This is a genomic window from Streptomyces auratus, assembly GCF_050433025.1.
GTDB lineage: Bacteria > Actinomycetota > Actinomycetes > Streptomycetales > Streptomycetaceae > Streptomyces > Streptomyces sioyaensis.
The window spans coordinates 2282835-2301609 of the sequence record NZ_JBNGCB010000001.1 but is presented as its reverse complement, the minus strand read 5'-3'; the positions used below and the strand labels follow the sequence as shown (position 1 = coordinate 2301609).

Genomic DNA, 18775 nt, shown 5'->3' with positions numbered 1-18775 from the left:
AACTGGCCACGGGCGGAAGGGTTCTGCGTCTTACGGGAATGCCGAATGGCGGGAAACTGCCCTGATAGCCCCCTGGTTGCCGGTGATGACCTACCGGCAAGCGGGGAGGACCGTAGCACGCAAACACTAACTGATGCCCCATCAAGTGACTCACATCACATTGCATAGATTCCTCGCAAACAAACCCTGTCCGATTTTGACCGTGGTTTCGTGATACCTTCCCGTCTCGCTTCTTACGCTGTCATGACAACCACGGGGGACTGCGGATGAGCTGTCACCCCTCCCTGGAAGGACCACAGGTGAGATCTCGAACCCGCAGCCTGTTACTTGCTGCCGGCCTGTTCAGCCTGCTCGGCGCCGTGCTCGGCCTGCCCTCGCCGCACTCCGCCTCCGCCGCCCCGACGGGGGTGACCTCCGCTGGCGAACCGCCCTCCGCGGTGGAGGAGTTCGACTACCCGGACGCGGCGAAGATTCTTGAGAACAAGAAGATCAAGCTCCTCAAGGGGGACGGGCACCTCCTGCTCGCCGACTGCGGCAACTCGCCCCAGCAGATCAAGATCTGGACGCGCGACGGAGGCGACTTCTGCTTCCTGGCCAACGCCAACCGCGGCTACGTCACCCTGGAAGTTCACAAGGTGTGGGCTCTGGAGACCGCGAGCCACCCCATCAGCGCCGACCTCACCGCCCGGGGTAAAACGGAGACCGTCAACGTCTCCAAGACCGGTCCCCAGGACGGCTATCAGAGCGTCGGTGAAGGCACCGACAGCGACCCGTCCGTCCTCGTCGAGCTCCGCGTCACCGGCTGACGCGTACCGAGCGCCCCACCGGCGAACTGACTTCAAGCTCTGAACTTCACGATCTGACCTCAGGGGGATGGATACATGTCTGGCATACGTCCGCGCCGAGCGTGGATGACCTTCATCATGGCCGCCACGGTCGCAAGCAGTGCGCTGCTCACCGGCTCCGCGCACGCCGTCTCGGGCGAGGTCGCCAAGGACGGCACCTACGCGTTCACCGTGAAGCTCGACATCGAGCGCGACGGCGGCAAGCGCGGTTGCTCCGGCGCGCTCGTCGACAAGCAGTGGGTCCTGACCGCCGCCCGGTGCTTCGCCGCCGACCCGGGCAAGGACTTCAGGATCGACGAGGGCGCCCCCAAGGGGAAGGCGACGGCGACCATCGGTCGCCCGGACCTTTCGGGTACGGGCGGCAGTGTCACGGACATCGTCGAACTCGTCCCCTACGCGGGCCGCGACCTGGTGATGGCCCGGCTGGCCAAGCCGGTCAGTGGCGTCACCCCGGTGGCCATCGGCACCAACCCGGTCGCCACGGGCGAGCAGTTGACGGTGGCGGGCTTCGGCCGCACCAAGACCGAGTGGGTCCCGAACACACTGCACACGGCCGCGTTCACCGTGGACGAGGTCCAGAGCACGTCGATCGGCATCACCGGCAAGGACGCGGCGGTCTGCAAGGGCGACACCGGCGGACCGGCGCTGCGGGAGAGCGGCGGCCGGGTGGAGCTGGTCGCCGTCAACAGCACCTCCTGGCAGGGCGGTTGCCTGGGCACCGATCCGGCCGAGACCCGTACCGGTGCCGTCGATGCCCGGGTGGACGACCTGGGCACCTGGGTGCAGCAGGTGCGCTACCGCCCGGTCTTCGCCGCCGCGCCGTGGGCGAAGGCCACCCACATCGCCTCGGGATACTTCACCGGCGGCTCGGCCGGCGGCACCCGGCACATGGACATGATCGTGCGCTGGAACGACGCCGAAGTCACCCTCTACCAGGGCTCCGAGGACAAGGACCCCCGCCATCCCTTCTCCGCCGAGTACCAGCTGGCCGAGGCGCCGAAGCCGCCCAGGACGAGCATCTGGCAGCACGTCGAGCAGATCACCGGCGCGAGCTTCGGCGGCGGTACGGACGGGCTGGTCGTGCGCTGGGACGACGGTGAGCTGACGCAGTACACCCACGTCGACAAGAACGGCTTCCACGGGGAGAAGCAGCTCGCCAAGGCCAAGAACACCGTCTGGCCGCACGCCCAGCAGATCACCGCCGGCCGCTACACCGCCAACGCCCAGCGCGACGACATGATCGTCACCTGGGACGACGGCCGCGTCACCTTCTACAACGACCTCGACACCAACGGCGTCCGCACCGAGAAGACGCTGGTGAACAAGAACACGACCTGGTCGCACGCCACCCAGATCAGCGCCGGGGAATTCACCGGCAAGAAGACCGCCGACCTCTTCGTGCGCTGGTCCGACGGCGAAGTCACCCTCTACCCGGGCGTCGATGCGGCCGGTATGCACGGGGAGACCCAGATACGGCCGCGCAAGTCGTACTGGACCCACGCGACCGTGGTGACTGCCGGCGCCTTCGTCGCCAACGAACGCCCCAACGACGTCCTCGTCCGTTGGGACACCGGGGCAGTCACCCTTTTCCCGGATGCCGACGCCGCCGGCCTCCACAGCGAATTCAATCTCCTGAAATGAACCTTGGACCCCGAGGCGTCCGACGTCAGCCGGCCAGCCGCTTTTCCAGGAGGGTGACCGCATACTTGCTCCCGCCCGCGCCCTCCTTGAAGGGCTGTTCGCCGACGACGGTGTAGCCGGCGGCCTCGTAGTACGTGCGCAGGCGCGGGTTGGAGGAGACGCAGTCCAGGCGGGACCAGGCCCGGCCCGCCTCGGCTGTCCGTCGCTCGGCATGGGCCAGCATCGCCCGGCCCGTGCCGGCCGGGGCCCGGTCGCGGTTCACCATCAGCCGGTGTACATAGCCCGCCTCCGGGGGCTGGGGGCCCCACGCGGGTTCGTCCTGCCACCAGAGTTCGAAGGCGCCCACCAGGTGTTCGGCGGACTCCGCCAGCCAGACCTCGCCGTCCAACCGCCGCCGGCGGAAGTGGTCCGCGTCCTTCTCGCCGGGCTTCCACTGCGCGATGCCGTTCTCCTGCATCCAGCGGGCCGCGGCGTCGTACAGGGCGACCAGGGCGGGCAGATCGGCGCCGTCGTCGGCGAGCCGGAAGGTGAGCTCCATGCCGGGATTGTTCCGCACCCGCACCGGGCGTCCCCTGCCGGGGCAGCCGCCGGCTCAGGCCGGATCCGGGAGCTCCATCAGCCGGCCCACCAGATCCGCGAAGATCCCGTTCTCCGGTTCGTCGGCGAGTATCCGGCGGACCACCTGCGCCATTCGCGCGTCGTACGCCGCGCTCACCGCCGCCAGCGCCGCGAAGTCGTGCACCAGCTGCCGCTCCAGCTCCGTATGCGGCACCCGTCGGCCGTCCAGCCACAGCAGTGCGGTGGTCTCGGCCAGCGAGATCCAGGAGCGGACCACCATCTCCAGGCGGGGGAAGGGCCGGGGGACGTCGAGATGGGCGAGGATCTGTGCGAAGGCGGCCTGCCGGACGCCGTCGACCAGCGCGCCCGTACGGCCCGAACCGATCGCCGGGCCGCCGCGCATCAGCGCCGAGAAACCCCGGCCGTGCTCCGCGACGAAGTCGAAGAAGCGCTCCATGACGCGCAACAGCCGGGCGCCGAGCGGGCCTTCGTGCGGTTCCGCGAAGCGTGCCGTGAGCTCCTCGGCGGCCCAGCGCAGCGCCGCCTCGTACAACTGCTGTTTGCCGGGGAAGTAGTGGTACACCAGCGGCCGGGAGATCCCGGCGGCCTCGGCGACCTCGTCGATCGACACGTCCTCGGGCGAACGGTGACTGAAGAGGTCGAGGGCGACGGCGATCAACTGCTCACGCCGCTCCTCGACGCCCATCCTGCGGCGCGCGACGGTCGTCATGCGGACCACCCTAACGATCCGGAGCCCGGCGCGGAATCGCGTTCGGAATCATGGATCGGGCACGGACCAGGGGTTTTGGCGGCGCATTGGCCGAAAGTGGTGGTCCCCCGCGGGCCGGCCGGCGGATGCGCCCGGCCCGCGGACGCTCAGTGCAGCGCCTCGATTTTTCCGCCCGTCGCCAGCCGGCCGGTCAGCTCCGCGTGGTCGCCCGCCTTGGCGGGGGCCGCCAGGAAGTGGCCCGCGGCCTGGGCGTGCAGGCCGCTCCGGGCGGTGATCGAGGTGACCTGTCCGCTGCCGGCGGCCAGCAGCCACCAGGTGCCGGTCGGGGACTTCCACAGGACGCCGGCCAGGGCCCGTGGATTCCGCGGTCCGCAGGCCGTACCGCCCTCGGCGCGCGCCGTGACCGTGCCCGCCGCATAGGGCGCGCCCTTCGGCGCCGGGGTCTGGATCTGCGCCATCGTCCGGCTGCCCGCACCGCGCCAGGTCTCGGCGCGGGTGCACAGCCAGGCCGCGAGGCCGGCGCCCGTGGGCAGCGGCTGCCGCGCGAACTCCCAGGCGTTCACCGTGCGTACGCCCTGCCCGCGGAGCGCGGCCAGCTGGCAGGCGGTACGCGCCCAGGCCGCCTTGGCCGGCCGGCCGGTCACCTCGCCGGGCCGGCGCGGCCTGCCGTACGTCAGACGGGCCGGGGCCAGTTCACCGAGATCGGTCAGCAGCCGGCCGCCGGCCTGCAGCGCCGGCCAGGTCGTGCACTTCTCCGCGGGCTGCGCGGTGGGCACCGGGCTGGTGACGCCGTCCGCCCCGATGGTCACCGGCTGGCCCGCCGCGTCCGGCTTGACCAGATCGACCAGCCGCGCCGACTTCACCCACGGGGCGGTCAGATAGCGCACATTGCCCTGCGTACGGCTCGCCACCAGAGCGCTTGCCGCATCGCCGGCCGCGCCGTCCACCCGGGCGAAGTCCAGCGCGGCTCCGGTGCCGTCGCTCTGCCCCGCCCCGTCCGCCGCCTCGGCGTACCGCACCACCCGCAGCCCGTCGTGCAGCAGTACCACCACGGCGTGGTCCACCACGCCCGCGAACAGCAGCTGGGCCGGGCCGGCCGCCGGTCCCGGCGCGGTCCCGGGCGTCGCCGAGACCTGCACCCCGGCCCCCGGCCTGGCCCACACGGCCAGCGCCCGCCGCAGCAGCGCCCTGTCGTGGATCCGGTCGCCGCGGGCGGGCCAGGTGGCGAAGTCCTGCCGGGCGGCCTGCTTCCAGGCGGTCGCGGAGGTCACCGTCAGCTTTCCGGGGTCCAGGGCCGCTTCGGCGGCGCCGTTGCGCGCATACGGCGGGGCGGCGGCGCCGTCCGGGCCCCAGCCGTCGCCCGGCATCCCCAGCAGCGCCCCGCACACCAGCACGGCCGCACCCGCCGCCAGCACCGCGCGGCCGTGCTGCCGGCGCCGGATCAGATCCGTCGGCCGGGCCTGCAGGGCACAGGGGTCGAACTCCGGCGATTCCAGCAGCGACCGGTCCCGGCTGCCGGCCGGCGTCGCGGCCCGCTCCGCCTCGTCCAGCGCCTCCCGGGCGTGCGCCACCCCGGCCGCCTCCAGCACCCGGCGCGCCTCGGGCGTGCTCAGCCGCTCCAGATCGCGCAGCACGAACGCCGCCCGGGCCGGGCCGGACAGCGCCGACAGCGCCTGGTCCAGTGCGAGTTCATCGGCGCCGCCGGACCGCGGGAACAGCCGCAACCCCCACACCTGGGGGAAGAGCGGAGGCCGGCGGACGGCGCGGCGGCCGGACAGGGCGGCCCGCAGGACCCGCAGCCGTACGAAGGCGTAGCCGGGGTCGATCGCGGCGTCCGTGCCGGCGCGCTGGGCGGGCAGTCCGAGGCCGCGGGCGGAGCTGCGCTGGCGCGGCAGGGTCCGCTGCACCACGCCGTGGGCGGCCAGCACCCGGCGGCTGCGGCTCTGGCCGGGTGGCAGCACGAGATAGGCGAGCCGGACCAGCCGGGGATAGTGCTCCACCAGCGCCGCCTCGGCCTGCTCGACGTCGATGACGTCGCCGGCCTCCTCGCTGCCGCCGGCGGAGACGCGGTCGACGTGCCGGGGTGTCGCCTGCTGCTGTTTCTGCTGCTGCTTCACGTTCGGTGAAACGAGTGATTCCTGTGATGGTCACCGGCCCCCGGGCGCTCCGGCGGGTCGCCGGACACGGCTGCGGCCATCGCGGTGTGCCCACCGCGATGGCCGCCTGACCGCTGTCCGGACCTAGGGCGTGTCTTTCGGATCAGCCCGGGCCCGCGGCGTCTGGCACGGCACCTCGCGGCGTTGTCGCATCACCCACGGACACCCAGTCCGCGGGCAATGCTCCGCCTTGCGATGCACCGCACCAGACGCCGCGGGCTGATCCGGGCTGATCCAAAAGACACGCCCTGGCGTCAGCGCTCCAGGTCGAACTCGCCGTCGCGCGCGCCGAGGACGAACGCCCGCCACTCCGCCTCGGTGTAGCGGAGTACCACCTCGGGGTCCGTGGAATTGCGCATGGCCACCGCGCCGCGCTCCAGGAAGGCGATCTCCACCGCCTCTTCCGCGTCGCCCGGGGCGCGCTGCCAGGTGGCGTCGGAGATGTCCAGGGCGTAGAGCCACTCTTTCTCCGCTGCGGCACTCATACCGTCTTTTTCCCCTCGCTCGTGGTGCGTTGTGGTCAGCGTACGCGGTGGCCGGATGCGCTTCCAGTGACCGTCCAGCGACGGAAGGTTGCCGTACCGCGGTCCCCGGACGCGGAGTTGGCGGCCGACTGGTGCAGTCCGGTGTCCTGCCGGGCGGCGGCTCCGGGGACGCGGACGGTGGCGATCTCGCGCCAGCCGGCGCCGCCGTCGGTGGAGCAGGCGCCGGTGTACGTACCGGAGCGCCCCTCGTCCGGGCCGCGGGTCAGCCGCAGCAGGACGGGCGCGGTGACGCCGGTGAGCCGCCGGTAGGTGTCCAGGGTGCCGTCGCCGGTGGCGTCGTAGGACAGCACGACGCCGTTGGCGGGCGTCACGGACAGGTTGAGGAAGCCGAGGGCGTCCGGGGAGCCGGGGGCGGGGGTGGCGAGCCGGTTGCGGACGACGAGGCCGGCGCGGGCCCAGGGACCGGTCGGGTCCTGCGCGCTCACCTCGACCGTCACCGAGCCGCCCGCGGTGAGCGCGTCCGGCCGGTAGACCGCGCCGAATTCGGCGGTCGCCTTCCACAGGTCCGCGCCCGCGCCGTTGACCGCGAGCCGGTCGCCGAGCTGGCCGAAGACCGCCGCATTGGTGGTGACCGTGCGCAACTCCCGGTCCAGTGGCCCTGCCACGAACAGGGTGCCGTGGTGGGTGGCGCGGACCCGCGGCTCGCCCTTCGGCCCGTAGTCGGCGGTGAGGCCGTACGGCAGGGCCTTCAGCGGCTCGGTGAGCGGGCCGGCGGGGGCGGTGACCCGCCAGCGGGCCCGGCCGGTGCCGCCGGGCGGGAGCGACGGCAGCGACACCGGTCCCTGCGCGGTGGCCTCGACGCCGGTCAGCGCGAAGTCGACCCGGCCGGTGGCCCGCAGCCCGTTGACGTTGCGCAGCGCCGCGGTGACGGTGGCGCCGCCGCCCGGCGGCAGCGCGGACGGGCTCGCGGTGACGGTGACGGTGCCCTGGTAGGGCGCCTTGGCGAGGGTGTCGTGGACCCGCCGCGCGGTGCGGTACGCCTCGGTCGTGGGGTGCAGCGGAGGGGTGGTGCGCTCATGGGTCCAGGGCTCTTCCCTGGCGTACCAGTCGAAGGGCTTGGGCGGCCGGTCCGCGGCCAGCGCGTCCGCGAGTTCGCCCAAGTAGGCCTGCCACTGGGGGAGATGGACCTCGCCGATCAGGCCGTGCCAGTCGCGGTTGGCGTAGTTGGCGAGCGAACCGCCGTCGGCGGTGGGCCGGTCCGCCCAGGTGGTGAGCAGCGCCCGGGCGCTGTGTTCCAGGCGCGCCTCCTCCTCGGGGCCGGACGCCATGGCCCGGGCGTCCGCCAGCCACGGCCCCAGCAGGAACTGCCGGTGGGCACCGGTGACGTCCTCGCTGAGCCGCATCAGGTGCAGCCACAGCCCGGACAGCGCACGGAACGTGGCCCGGTCCTTGCGCCGGTAGGCGTCCTGGAGCTGCCCGATCAGCTGCCAGGACCGGTTGGCCAGCGCCTGCCGGGCGGTGTCGGTCAGATCGCGGCGGTAGGCATCGGAGCCGCGCAGCGCGGGGCGTACGGTCAGCAGCGCCGCGAACGCGGTGTCGAAGGCCGCCGGGTCGAAGGCGGGGGTGTGGGTGGCGTAGACGGTGCCGGAGCGGGCGGCCAGGTCGGGGCGGGCGGCGAAGACCGAGTCGTGCGGGCGGCCGTCCTTGCTGGAGATCTCGTATGCGCTGGTGCCCAGTGCGGCGAACGCGGCGCGGGCCCCCTTGTCGCGGGCGCCGTAGCGCAGGTCGGCGTAGCCGTCGAACCATGCGGCGCGGTCCACCGGGCGCTCCCGCCAGGCGAGTTCGCTGAACAGCTCGAACGCGGCCGGGTCGCGTTCGGCGGCCTCCGGCATGTACGCGGTCCCGGCGAGCCGGCTGCCCGGCTTGTCGCGCCAGGCCGGAAAGCGCTCGGCCCAGACATGCGTCTTGGCGCCGATGGTGGTGCGGCCGCCGAAGTTGGGGATGGAGCCGAACGCGTACGGCACCCCGCCCCAGTCCCGCTCCCGGTCGGTGACCGTCTCCAGGTCGCTGAGGCCGTCCACGATCAGCATCCGGTCGTGGTCGACGGCGTCCAGCAGATCGCGCCGCGGGTTGTTCTGCCAGCCCAGGATCACCCAGGTCGCGCCGGGGCGGGCGGTGCGCAGCGCCTTCTCGACGGCGCGGGCGGCGTCCGGCACCGGGACGTCGCCGGGGTCGCCGCCCTCGTGCAGCAGATCCATCTTGAAGTGGTCGGCGGGGCCGAGGAGTTGCTCCTGGTGGCGGTAGAAGGCGGCGGCCGTCTTGGCGAAGACCTCGGTGCGCGGATCGAGCCAGTCGGGGCGGGCCAGCCCCGACCAGGTGCCCTGCGGCACGGTGCGGGCGCCGGGGTTGCGGGCGGCGAAACCGCCGGGCACGGTGCCGAAGTAGCCCGGCAGTACGGGGTGCATGCCCAGCTCGCGCAGCCGGCCGGTGATCCGCTGCCCCAACTCGGCCCGTTTGGCGATCAGTTCACTGCTGGTGGGCCCGCCGTAGCCGCTCATGTTCTGCAGTAGCCACCACGGCTGGTGCGAGGGCGCCGGGATCCAGGCTCGGGCCTCGGCATCGGAGTAGCCGAAGCCGGTCAGCAGCCGGTGGTAGACCGCCTCGGCGCCCGGGGTGACCAGCACCTCGTTCACCCCGTGCAGCGCCAGTACGTCGATCATCCGCTCCCAGCGCGGCCAGTTGGCGTACGGGGCGGTGTAGCCGTCGTGGGTGTCGTTGAGGGCGAAGCGGTGCGGCAGCCCGGTGCCGCGCTCTACGGGGGAGGCCGGGGCGGGCAGCAGTCCGGGCAGCTCCACCTGGTCGCCGGCCCACGACAGATGGGCCCGGCAGGTGTATTTGAGGTACCAGTGGACGCCGGTCAGCAGCACCGCGGGCGTGGTCCCGGCGACCGTGATCCGGCCCGCCCGGCCCTCGACGCGGAAGCGGTCGCCGGTGCCGTCCGGGGCGAGCGCCACCAGCTGGAACTGGTCGGCGTGCCGGGGCAGCAGCCGGGTCAGCGCGGCCCGTGCCGGTGCGGTGTCGTACGCCGGTGCCCGCTCCTGCCGGCGGCCGTCCCGCCCGGGGGCGGGGGAGGCCCCGCCGAGCGCCACCCCCGCACCGATCGCTCCGGCGGTTCCCAGCACTGCGCGTCGTGACGGTCGGCTCACGTGTGCCCCCACTGCTCGGTGGTTACAACAGTCGCGTGTGTGGGGGGCACGCTAACGGGCAGTCAGCCGCGGTCCAAGTACGCCCCTGGCGCGCGGGCCGGCCCCGGCCCTGGCCTCGGCCCTGGCCCCGGGCCCGGTGGTCGTCGGCCGCTGCGGCGGCGGCGACCAGTGTTCCGCGGACCCTCATCCCTTCGCTTCCTGGGCTTCACGCGCCCGGCCGGCGGGCCCGGGAACAGTCTGCGGCGTAGAGAAGGGCCAGGTCACCGGGTTGCGCCCGCACTCGGCGTCTTCCCGGCACCGCATTTCGGCCGGCCCCGCCGTCTCCCCGTCGACTCGCACAGCCTCCCCACTCCCCATGGAGGGCTCTCATGAGCGTGGCATCGACCGCGTCCGCCGTCTCCACCCCCGTCCCCACCCCCGTCCCCACTCCCGTCCCTGCGAACGCCGCCCCCGCCCCGGCCGCCGACCCCGGCTACACCGCGGAGATCGCCGACACCCGGGCGCAGATCCGCGCCGCACAGCGGCTGCGCCACCGGGTCTTCGCCGAGGAGATGGGCGCCACCCTGCACTCGCCGCTCGCCGGCCACGACATCGACGACGTCGATCCACTCGCCGATCACCTTGTCGTCACCCACACCGCCACCGGTGAGGTCGTCGGCACCTACCGCCTGCTGCCGCCCGGCCGCAGCGCGCGGCTGTACTCCGACGGCGAGTTCGACCTCGGCGCCCTGGAGGGGCTGCGTCCCTCCCTCATCGAGGCCGGCCGCTCCTGTGTGCACCCCGACCACCGCAACGGCGCCGTGATGACCCAGATGTGGGCCGCGCTCGCCCGCTACACCCTGCTCTCCGGCCACCGCTACCTGGCCGGCTGCGCCTCCGTCCCGCTCGCCGACGGCGGCACCGCCGCCGCCCACGCCTGGGGACTGGGCGGCACCCGCTACGCCGCCCCGTCCGGACTCCAGGTCACCCCGCACCGCCCCTGGCACGCCACCATCCCGCTCCCCGGCCGCCCCAGCCTCGCCCAGCTGCCGCCGCTGCTCCGCGGCTATCTGCGCATCGGCGCCGTCATCTGCGGCGCGCCCGCCCATGACCCCGAGTTCGACGTCGCCGACTTCTTCGTCGTGCTGGACATGGAACGGCTGGACGACCGCTACCGGCGCTACTTCCTGGGCGAGCAGCGGTGAACGGCCCCTGGGACGTCTCCTCCGACTGCACCCCGGACTGCGCCGCGCACGCCGTCCCGCGCGTCCCCGCGAGGGTCGTCGCCCGCCGCGGCGCCGTGTTCGCCCACACCGTGCGGCGGGCGCTGACCGACGGCACACGACTGGCCGACCCGGTACGGCTGCGGGGGCATGCCGCGGCGCTGCTCGATGCGCTCGGCATCCGTATCGAGGGCGCCGCGGCGCTCTCGGCCGGGGACGGCCCCGGCACCCTCGTCGTCGCCAACCACATCTCCTGGCTCGACATCCTCGCCCTGCTCGCCGTCGAGCCGGTCACCCTGCTCGCCAAGCGCGAGGTCGGCGGCTGGCCGGTGGTCGGCGGGCTGGCCCGCCGGGCCGGTACGCACTTCATCGACCGGACGAATCCCCGGCGGCTGCCCGACTCCGTGCGCCAGGTGACCGAACTGCTCGGCTCCGGGCGCTCGGTGGCGGTCTTCCCGCAGGCCACCACCTGGTGCACCGCCGAACAGGGCGCCTTCCGCCGGGCGACCTTCCAGGCCGCGCTCGACGCGGGGGCGCCCGTCCGCCCGGTGACCCTCGACTACACCCAGCAGGGCCTGCCCAGCACGGTGGCCGCGTTCTGCGGCGAGGACACCTTCGCCGGCTCGCTGCGCCGGGTGCTCGCCGCCCGTGGTCTGACCATCCGCGTCACGGCACATCCGGCGCTGACGGCGGCCGACACAGACCTGGACCGGCGGGAGCTGGCAGCGCTGGCGGCACGGGCGGTCCGCGGCGGCCGGCCGTCGCTGTCGCCGGCATCGGCATCGGCATCGGCAGCGGTGGCGGTACGGCGGGCGTCCGCAGCGGCCGCACCCGTCCCGTCCGTACCCACCCCGGCCACCACCGCCCCGTCCGTACGCATCCCGTCCGCACCGGCCCCCGCGCCGCCGCACTCCCGACTGCCGGATACGCCCCCGCGGGACACCCCGGCTCATGTTTGACCAACTCGACCAGCTCGACCAGCTCACCGAGCCGCTGCAGGGCATGCTGGGCTCGCCCTGGCTGTGGCTGATCATCCTGCTGGTGTCCGGCCTCGACGCCCTGCTGCCGTTCATGCCGAGCGAGACCACCGTGGTCCTGGTCGCCGTGCTCATCGGCCCCGATCTGCCGCTGCTCGCCCTGCTGGCGGGCGTCGCGGCGACCGGGGCACTGGCCGGTGACTGTCTGGGCTATGCGGTGGGACGGTACGCGGGCCCGCGCGCGATCGCCCGGCTGCTGCGCGGCGAACGCGGCCGGGCCCGGCACACCAGGGCCCGCGCCATGGTGGAACGGCACGCCGCCCTGCTCGTCATCGCCGGCCGCTTCGTGCCCGGCGGCCGGGTGGTCGCCTCGCTGTCCACCGGCAGTGTCCGCTTTCCGCTGCGCCGCTTCGTCCTGCTGGACGCGGCGGGCGCGGGCATCTGGGCCGTGTGCAGCGCGGCGCTCGGCGGCTTCGGCGGTACGGCGTTCACCGATTCCCCGGCCGTGGGCATGCTGCTGGCCTCCGGGGCCGGCCTCCTGGTGGCGGGCTGTGTGGGATATCTGCACCGGCGGGGCGTCGGCGTACCGGAGGAACGTCCGCCGGGCACGCCGGAGGAACGTCCGCCGGGCCGGCAGAAGCGGCGCGGCCGGGGCGGGGGAGCGGCCCCCGGCCGGGCGGAGGAGCGGATCCCCGCCCGGCCGCACCCCCGGCAGGAGGAGCCGGAGGGCGTGTGACCCGGGCTCAGACGCCCGGCACGTACTTGTAGCCCACCCGCCGCACCGTGACGATCGACGACCGGTGCGCGGCGCCCAACTTGCGGCGCAGCCGGGCGACATGGACATCGACGGTCCGGCCGTCGCCGACATGCCCGTAGCCCCACACCGTGGTCACCAGCTGGTCGCGGGTGTGCACCCGGTGCGGATACGCCACCAGGTGGGCCAGCAGCTCGAATTCGAGGTACGTCAGATCCAGCGGGCGGCCCTGGACCTGTGCGGTGCGCCGCTCGGGGTCGATCCGCACGATCTCGTCGCCGGTCGGCGCGGTCGGCGGGGCCGCCGTCGGCCCGGGTGCGGCGCCCGGCGGCGGGGCGGGGGCCTGCTCGGCCGGTACGAGCACCAGATATCCGACCATCGGTGGCTGTCCGGGCAGCGCGGGCAGGCTGTGCTGGGGCGCCGGAAGCCAGGTGGCGGCGGAGTTCAGCAGCTCGGCGACCGAGGGGGCGCCGTGGCGCGACGCGCCGCCATCCGGGGCGGTGGTGGGCGACGGGAGGGCCTCGTCGGGGGCCACGGCGCGCAGCCGGTGGCGGTGGGCGTGCGGGGCGGGGGCCGTCGGGGAGGGGGCGGTCAGGGTACGGACGTTCGTCATCACGGTCAGCTTTCGCGCAGAGGGGCGTCGGGGGACGTCGTGCGCGCGGGCAGGGCGTGCGGCGCCGGTCAGCGGCGTCGGTGAGAGAGGTGCGGGCCCGCGCTCAGTGCGCGCGGCAACACAGAAGGTCGAAGGCGTGCGCCTGCCGGGACGGCCAGAACGGCTCGAGGTCGCTGCGACCCGTCGCGGTGTCATTGAGGCTGGCCATGGCCCCATTGAACCAGACGGCCGGTGTTCTGTCCCCCGTGCGGCCCGCGGTGTGACGCGAATCCGCCGCGCCGTGGTCGGGCAGGCACCGGGGGTGGGGAAGATCCGGTCCCGACTCGGCGGTGGCACGCCGGAGTTGGCGGACGGGCGGTCCCACGGGAGGCGATGCGGCCCCTGGCTGGAATCCGTCATGCGGCGCCCCACCCGTACGCAGCGCTTCACCCGCCGTGCCGGGTGGCCCCCTTCCCGGGTCCCGGTCCTCATCCGGCTGCCCGGCCGATACCCGGCTGCCCGGCCGCCCTCCGTATCCCCGCCCCACACATCCCCCCGAGCGCCGTCGCCGTCAGATGCCCGGCATCGGTGAACGTCCGTGCCCGGCGCAGCACGGGCCAGGTCCCCAGCGCCAGCAGGCCGGCCGCCGCCGCGGTGCGCGCGCCGCGGTGCGGGACGGCCGCGGCCAGGGCGCCGAGCGTGGCATGGAAGCCATAGCTCGCCCCGACGTCGACGGCCCGTGCGGTCGCGTCCGGCGGATCCGTGCGCACCCGGCCGCGCAGGCCCGCGTACACCAGCAGACAGGCGCCGGTGTGGCCGGCCGCGAACACCCCTGCCGCGCGCCGGGTGCCCCAGCGCGCCTCGGCCGTACCGAGGACGGTGAGCAGCGCGGCGGCGTACGGGAGCGACAGCGGCTGCTCGACGAGGACGGCGCTGGTGGCCAGCGTCCGCCACCGGCCGGCCCGCAGATTGACGACATTGGTGGAGTGGGCGCGCAGCAGCTCCGTACGCCGCCGGTCGGGCAGCCGCGCGGTGGCATACGCACCGAGCTGGACGGCACCGACGTAGAGCGGCGCGAGCCAGGGCACGGCGGCGGCCGGCCGGACCCGCGAGAGGGCACCCGGCAGTACGCCCCGGCGCAGGAACCGAATGGCGGCCCTCGGCATCTCAGGCTCCCGTCGGCAGCCGCTTGCGCCAGTCCAGCGGGGTGACCTCGATGACGCGGTCCGGGTCGCCGTCCCACTCCACCGGCAGCCCCGCGGCCGTGAGCGCCGCCGCCACCGTCCGCCCGACCTCGGCACGCGCCTCGCCGGCCGCCTCCCCGGTGTCCGCGTACGCGCCGTACCGGACCGAGAGTCCATAGCCGTCCGCGGCGGCCTCGGTGTCCTGGTAGTGGAAGAAGACGAACCCCCGGTCGCCCTCGGCGCGTTCGGCCGCCATCTCGCCGAGCGCGCAGTTGCTGCAACAGGTGAAGTGCATCCGGGCGGTCAGCCCCTGGGAATCCAGGGCGGCGAAGGCCCGCGCGACCCGGTCGGCACCGGTCACCTCGGGCCATCGCTCCTGCTCGGCGAGCTGCTCCTCCCACAGGCCCGCCACGATCCGGCGCGCCTCGTCGAGGGTGAGCGGGGAGTCCTCCGGATCGAGGACGTCACACACGCTCTGCGCGACCTCATGGGCCTTGCGGAAACCGGAGCGCATGTCCTTGCGGGCCTGCTCCTCGGCGGCCGCGCGGGTCCGCGGATCCAGGCCGGGCGTGGCGAAGAGGTCCGCCGGCCGCCAGTCGAGCGCGCTGCGCCAGGCGTCCCCGCCGCGCGCCCAGTCCAGGAAGACCGCCACGACCTGCTCGGCATCGTCGCACTCCGCGCTGAAGTGCCGCTCGGGGGTGCCGTCGCGGTACTCCACCGCGAACGGCCCCGTGCCCTCCCGCCAGGTCTGCACGAAGACCTGCTGCTGGTCGGGGACGCGCTCGACGACCACGAAATGGTCGTCGGCGGCGCCGATCCGCCGCAGCAGTCCGGCGAGTTCGGCTTCGGCCGGATGGGAGCGCTCCGCCCCGGTCTCGGTCCTGACGTTGATCGCAAGCATGCCCCCAGCGTGCCACCCGCCACTGACAGGCGACCCCCGGCCCGCCCCTGGCAATCGGCCCCGGCCGCTACGTGCAAGCGACCCGGCCACCGGTGGCGAACGGCCCGGCCGCAACTCGCAGCCGGCCGCGCCGCGCCCGGCAAGCGCCCCGCCCGCCCGGCATGCGGGAAGGGACCGGACCCACCGGCCCGGCCCCGCTCCCTCCCCGCTGCGACGACGTCGTCAGATCTGCTCGCGCCGAGCCAGCTCCGTGCAGCAGGTGTCCACCATCAGACGGGTGACCACATACGGGTCGACATTGGCGTTCGGCCGCCGGTCCTCGATGTACCCCTTCTTCTCGACCTCCACCTGCCAGGGGATCCGCACCGAGGCGCCGCGGTCCGAGGCGCCGTAGGAGTACGCGTCCCAGGGGGCGGTCTCGTGCGCGCCGGTCAGCCGGTCCTCGATGCCGGTGCCGTACTGGCGGACGTGCTCCAGCGGCTTGTCGCCCTCACCCAGCGCCTCACAGGCGGTGATGATCGCGTCGTAGCCCTCGCGCATCGCCCGGGTGGAGAAGTTGGTGTGCGCACCGGCGCCGTTCCAGTCGCCCTTGGCCGGCTTGGCGTCCAGCGACGCGGTGACGCCGTACTCCTCCGCGACCCGGTGCAGCAGCCAGCGCGCCACCCACATGTGGTCCGAGACCTCCAGCGGCGGCAGCGCGCCCACCTGGAACTCCCACTGGCCGGGCATGACCTCGGCGTTGATCCCGGACAGGCCGAGGCCGGCCGCGAGGCACAGGTCGAGGTGCTTCTCGACGATCTCCCGGCCGAAGATCGCGTCGGCGCCCACGCCGCAGTAGTAGTCGGCCTGCGGGGCCGGGAAGCCGCCGCCTTCGGGGAAGCCGAGCGGACGCTCGCCCTTGAGGAAGGTGTACTCCTGCTCGATGCCGAAGATCGGCTCCTGGCCGGCGAACTTCTCCGCCACCGGGCGCAGCAGCGCCCGCGTGTTGGAGGGGTGCGGGGTCAGGTCGGTGTGCAGGACCTCGCAGAGCACCAGCAGGTGGTCGCCGCCGCGGATCGGGTCCGGGCAGCTGAACACCGGCTCCAGTACGAGGTCCGAGGAGTGGCCTTCGGCCTGGTGGGTGCTGGATCCGTCGAAGCCCCAGCGGGGCAGGCTGCCGCCGTCCGCAATGATCTTGGTCTTGGAGCGGAGCTTGGCGGTCGGTCGGGTGCCGTCGATCCAGATGTATTCGGCCTTGATACTCACGGGGGTTCCTCTTACTGCCGGTAGGTGCGGGTGCGGGTACCTGTGCGGGTGTACTGCCGCACTCTCGCAACGCGCCATTTCCCGCCCGTTGCCCAATTGTGAACCGCAGGTTACCGAGCCGGACATCCCGGCATTTCGAAGGTCCTCGCGATTGAATGCCTGGGATTCTGTGCCTGAGGGGTCCCCTCAGGCGCGGTCGCGGGCGCGGCGCAACCGGCCCCCGGCCCGCGCCCCGCGAGACACTGGCCCGTATGGCGACCCTGCGCATCGGACTCCTCGGTACCGGGCCCTGGGCGCGGACCGTCCACGCCCCCGCCCTCGCCGCCCACCCCGGCGTCGAGCTGACCGGCATCTGGGGCCGCAGACCGGCGGCCGCCGCCGCACTGGCCCAGGTCCACGGCTCCCGCCCGTACGACACCCCCGACGAGCTGTTCGCGGCCTGTGACGCGCTCGCCGTCGCCCTGCCGCCCTCCGTGCAGGCCCCGTTGGCGATCCGCGCGGCCGGGGCCGGCTGCCATCTGCTCCTGGACAAACCGGTCGCCACCGCCGTGCCCGAGGCCCGCGCGCTGGCCGCGGCCGCCGAGCGCGCAGGGATCGCCTCGGTGGTCTTCTTCACCGCGCGCTTCGGGGAGCAGGAGGGGGAGTGGATCGCCGCCCAGGCCGCGGTCGGCGGCTGGTTCACCGCGCACGCCGACTGGCTCGGCTCGGTCTTCGCCGAGGACAGCGCCAGCCCGTACGCGCACTCGCCCTGGCGCCGGGAGAAGGGCGGCCTGTGGGACGTCGGCCCGCATGCGCTGTCCGTGCTCCTCGCGGTCCTCGGCGACGTGGAAGCGGTCACCGCGACCCGGGGCCCGGCCGATGCGGTGCTGCTGACGATGCGGCACAGCAGCGGCGCGGCCAGCACCGCGACGGTCGCGCTGACCGCCCCCGCCGCGGCGGCCGGGGTCGAGATCACCCTCCGCGGCACCGCGGGCACCACCTGCCTGCCCCGCCGCCTGCACGGTCCCGAAGCGGCCTACCACCGTGCCGTCGACGCCCTGCTCGCCGCCGCCGGAACGGGTCTGCCCAACGCCTGCGACCTCCACTTCGGCCTCCGGGTCACGGAAATCCTGGCGGCGGCCGAAGCGACGCTGCCCCCTCTCGTACGGCCCGGCGCCTGAGCCTCGCCCAGGGGTCCCGCAGCGCCCCTCCGCCACCGCCTCCCGCACCCCTCAAATCGCCCTTGGCCAGGGCCTTTTGTCAGTGGTCGCCAGTAGAATGGGAACCAGTCAGTGAGGGTTCATCCACGCTCCAGGAGGTCGCCGATGGCCGCTGCCACACTCATCACGAAGCCTCTCCCGGCCCACCCACTGCCCAAGAAGCCGCTGCCCGCCGGATGGCCGCGCGAGCGGTACGAATCGCACAATCGCCGCCTGAAGGCCATGCGGCTGGCCATAGCCCTGCTCGACACCGGCGTCTACCGCCCCGAGCAGGCCCCCAACCGCAGGATCCGCCGCACCGCGGCCGACATCGGGGTCCACACCCCGTCCGACACCACCTGCCGCCTGGTACGCGCGCTCCTCTACGACCACTGCTGACGCCCCCGCACGCCAACAGGGCGGCCGGCCCCGGGACTTCCCCCGGGGCCGGCCGCCCCACCCCCACGCCTCGGAGGCTCACCCGCCCGGCCGGTCCTTAGGGGCCTCGGCGGCATCCATGTCCACCACTTCCGCCAGCGCCTCCGCCAGCCAGTCGACCCAGAACGTCTCCAGGCCGATCCCGGCCCGCAGCACCAGCCGCCGCAGCCGGTCCTCGGGATCCGCCGCGGCCCCGAAGTCACGGTCCTCGATCTCCTGGTACTCCGCCAACTGCTGCCGGTGCCGCGCCAGATGCCGCCGCAGCTCCTCGTCGAGCCCGGCCCGCCCCACCACCGCCGACGCCCGCAGCCGCAGCAGCAGCGCGTCCCGGATGGGCTTGGACTCCTGCTCGCCGGACGCCCATCGGGTCAGCTCGGTGCGTCCCGCGGGCAGCACCGCGAACTGCTTCTTCCCTCCCCGGGACGGCTGCTCGGCGGGCAGCGCCCGGATGTAGCCGGCCAGCTCCAGCTTTCCCAGCTCGCGATAGATCTGCTGATGCGTGGCCGACCAGAAGTAGCCGATCGACCGGTCGAACCTCCGGGTCAGCTCCAGCCCCGACGACGGCTTTTCGAGCAGGGCGGTGAGGATCGCGTGCGGGAGTGACATGGGGGAATCCTAGGGCGGGTCCGCCGCGCCCCAGGAGGGCCGCAGAGCCCCGCCCCAGGAACGCGGCAGGGTCCCGC

General features: G+C 73.9%; 17 protein-coding genes. 7 read left to right on the top strand and 10 right to left on the bottom strand.

All coding sequences use genetic code 11. The features are described from left to right. Nucleotides 1-299: 299 nt before the first annotated feature. The gene (locus BKA18_RS09830) at nt 300-806 is read left to right on the top strand and encodes a hypothetical protein (protein WP_366047149.1); all 507 of its coding nucleotides are present in this window, start codon (nt 300-302) and stop codon (nt 804-806) included. Between the two features lie 75 nt (nt 807-881). After that, on the top strand, nt 882-2486 hold the full coding sequence (locus tag BKA18_RS09825) for a S1 family peptidase (RefSeq protein ID WP_366047150.1): 1605 nt from the start codon (nt 882-884) through the stop codon (nt 2484-2486). 25 nt (nt 2487-2511) lie between these two features. Here BKA18_RS09825 and BKA18_RS09820 read toward each other — a convergent pair whose 3' ends face one another. From BKA18_RS09820 to BKA18_RS09800, 5 genes are all read right to left on the bottom strand, one after another. Continuing rightward, a complete protein-coding gene (locus tag BKA18_RS09820) occupies nt 2512-3024 on the bottom strand; it encodes a GNAT family N-acetyltransferase (protein ID WP_366047151.1) in 513 nt (170 codons plus the stop codon). A gap of 54 nt (nt 3025-3078) precedes the next feature. Beyond that, complete coding sequence (locus BKA18_RS09815) at nt 3079-3774, bottom strand: TetR/AcrR family transcriptional regulator (protein ID WP_366047152.1); 696 nt, start codon at nt 3772-3774, stop codon at nt 3079-3081. A 146-nt stretch (nt 3775-3920) separates the two neighbouring features. Continuing rightward, nucleotides 3921-5891, bottom strand: coding sequence for a hypothetical protein (locus BKA18_RS09810; RefSeq protein WP_366047153.1), 1971 nt, complete (start codon nt 5889-5891; stop codon nt 3921-3923). Nucleotides 5892-6184: 293 nt separating this feature from the next. Further along, on the bottom strand, nt 6185-6415 hold the full coding sequence (locus BKA18_RS09805) for a DUF397 domain-containing protein (protein WP_006606024.1): 231 nt from the start codon (nt 6413-6415) through the stop codon (nt 6185-6187). A gap of 35 nt (nt 6416-6450) precedes the next feature. After that, nucleotides 6451-9621 carry an alpha-N-acetylglucosaminidase gene (locus BKA18_RS09800; RefSeq protein WP_366047154.1) on the bottom strand — a complete coding sequence of 1057 codons (3171 nt, stop codon included), beginning with the start codon at nt 9619-9621 and terminating at the stop codon, nt 6451-6453. A 368-nt stretch (nt 9622-9989) separates the two neighbouring features. Here BKA18_RS09800 and BKA18_RS09795 point away from each other — a divergent pair, with 368 nt between their 5' ends. From BKA18_RS09795 to BKA18_RS09785, 3 genes are read left to right on the top strand one after another with little or no spacing between them, the layout of a single operon-like run. Further along, the gene (locus BKA18_RS09795; RefSeq protein WP_366047155.1) at nt 9990-10805 is read left to right on the top strand and encodes a GNAT family N-acetyltransferase; all 816 of its coding nucleotides are present in this window, start codon (nt 9990-9992) and stop codon (nt 10803-10805) included. Further along, on the top strand, nt 10802-11782 hold the full coding sequence (locus BKA18_RS09790; RefSeq protein ID WP_366047156.1) for a lysophospholipid acyltransferase family protein: 981 nt from the start codon (nt 10802-10804) through the stop codon (nt 11780-11782). The genes BKA18_RS09795 and BKA18_RS09790 overlap by 4 nt, the downstream gene beginning before the upstream one ends. Next, entirely contained in the window at nt 11775-12536 is a 762-nt protein-coding gene (locus tag BKA18_RS09785) for a DedA family protein (protein ID WP_366047157.1), read from the top strand. Before BKA18_RS09790 ends, BKA18_RS09785 begins: the two co-directional genes overlap by 8 nt. A gap of 7 nt (nt 12537-12543) precedes the next feature. On the opposite strand, the gene BKA18_RS09780 is transcribed toward BKA18_RS09785, so the two are convergent. From BKA18_RS09780 to glnII, 4 genes are all read right to left on the bottom strand, one after another. Next, the gene (locus BKA18_RS09780; RefSeq protein ID WP_366047158.1) at nt 12544-13167 is read right to left on the bottom strand and encodes a winged helix-turn-helix domain-containing protein; all 624 of its coding nucleotides are present in this window, start codon (nt 13165-13167) and stop codon (nt 12544-12546) included. 467 nt (nt 13168-13634) lie between these two features. Continuing rightward, nucleotides 13635-14312: a rhomboid-like protein gene (locus BKA18_RS09775; RefSeq protein WP_366047159.1), complete on the bottom strand. Its 678-nt coding sequence runs from the start codon at nt 14310-14312 to the stop codon at nt 13635-13637. 1 nt (nt 14313) lies between these two features. Next, nucleotides 14314-15231: a DUF6891 domain-containing protein gene (locus BKA18_RS09770; protein ID WP_366047160.1), complete on the bottom strand. Its 918-nt coding sequence runs from the start codon at nt 15229-15231 to the stop codon at nt 14314-14316. Nucleotides 15232-15453: 222 nt separating this feature from the next. After that, nucleotides 15454-16476 carry a glutamine synthetase gene (glnII, locus tag BKA18_RS09765; RefSeq protein WP_006606033.1) on the bottom strand — a complete coding sequence of 341 codons (1023 nt, stop codon included), beginning with the start codon at nt 16474-16476 and terminating at the stop codon, nt 15454-15456. Between the two features lie 251 nt (nt 16477-16727). Between glnII and BKA18_RS09760 the strand changes: the two genes are divergently transcribed. Together BKA18_RS09760 and BKA18_RS09755 are read left to right on the top strand one after the other, a co-directional pair. Continuing rightward, nucleotides 16728-17636, top strand: a complete 909-nt coding sequence (locus BKA18_RS09760; RefSeq protein WP_366047161.1) for a Gfo/Idh/MocA family protein — start codon at nt 16728-16730, stop codon at nt 17634-17636. Nucleotides 17637-17780: 144 nt separating this feature from the next. Beyond that, nucleotides 17781-18053 carry a hypothetical protein gene (locus tag BKA18_RS09755; RefSeq protein ID WP_006606035.1) on the top strand — a complete coding sequence of 91 codons (273 nt, stop codon included), beginning with the start codon at nt 17781-17783 and terminating at the stop codon, nt 18051-18053. A gap of 78 nt (nt 18054-18131) precedes the next feature. Here BKA18_RS09755 and BKA18_RS09750 read toward each other — a convergent pair whose 3' ends face one another. Continuing rightward, nucleotides 18132-18698: a PadR family transcriptional regulator gene (locus BKA18_RS09750; protein WP_366047162.1), complete on the bottom strand. Its 567-nt coding sequence runs from the start codon at nt 18696-18698 to the stop codon at nt 18132-18134. Nucleotides 18699-18775 lie beyond the last annotated feature (77 nt).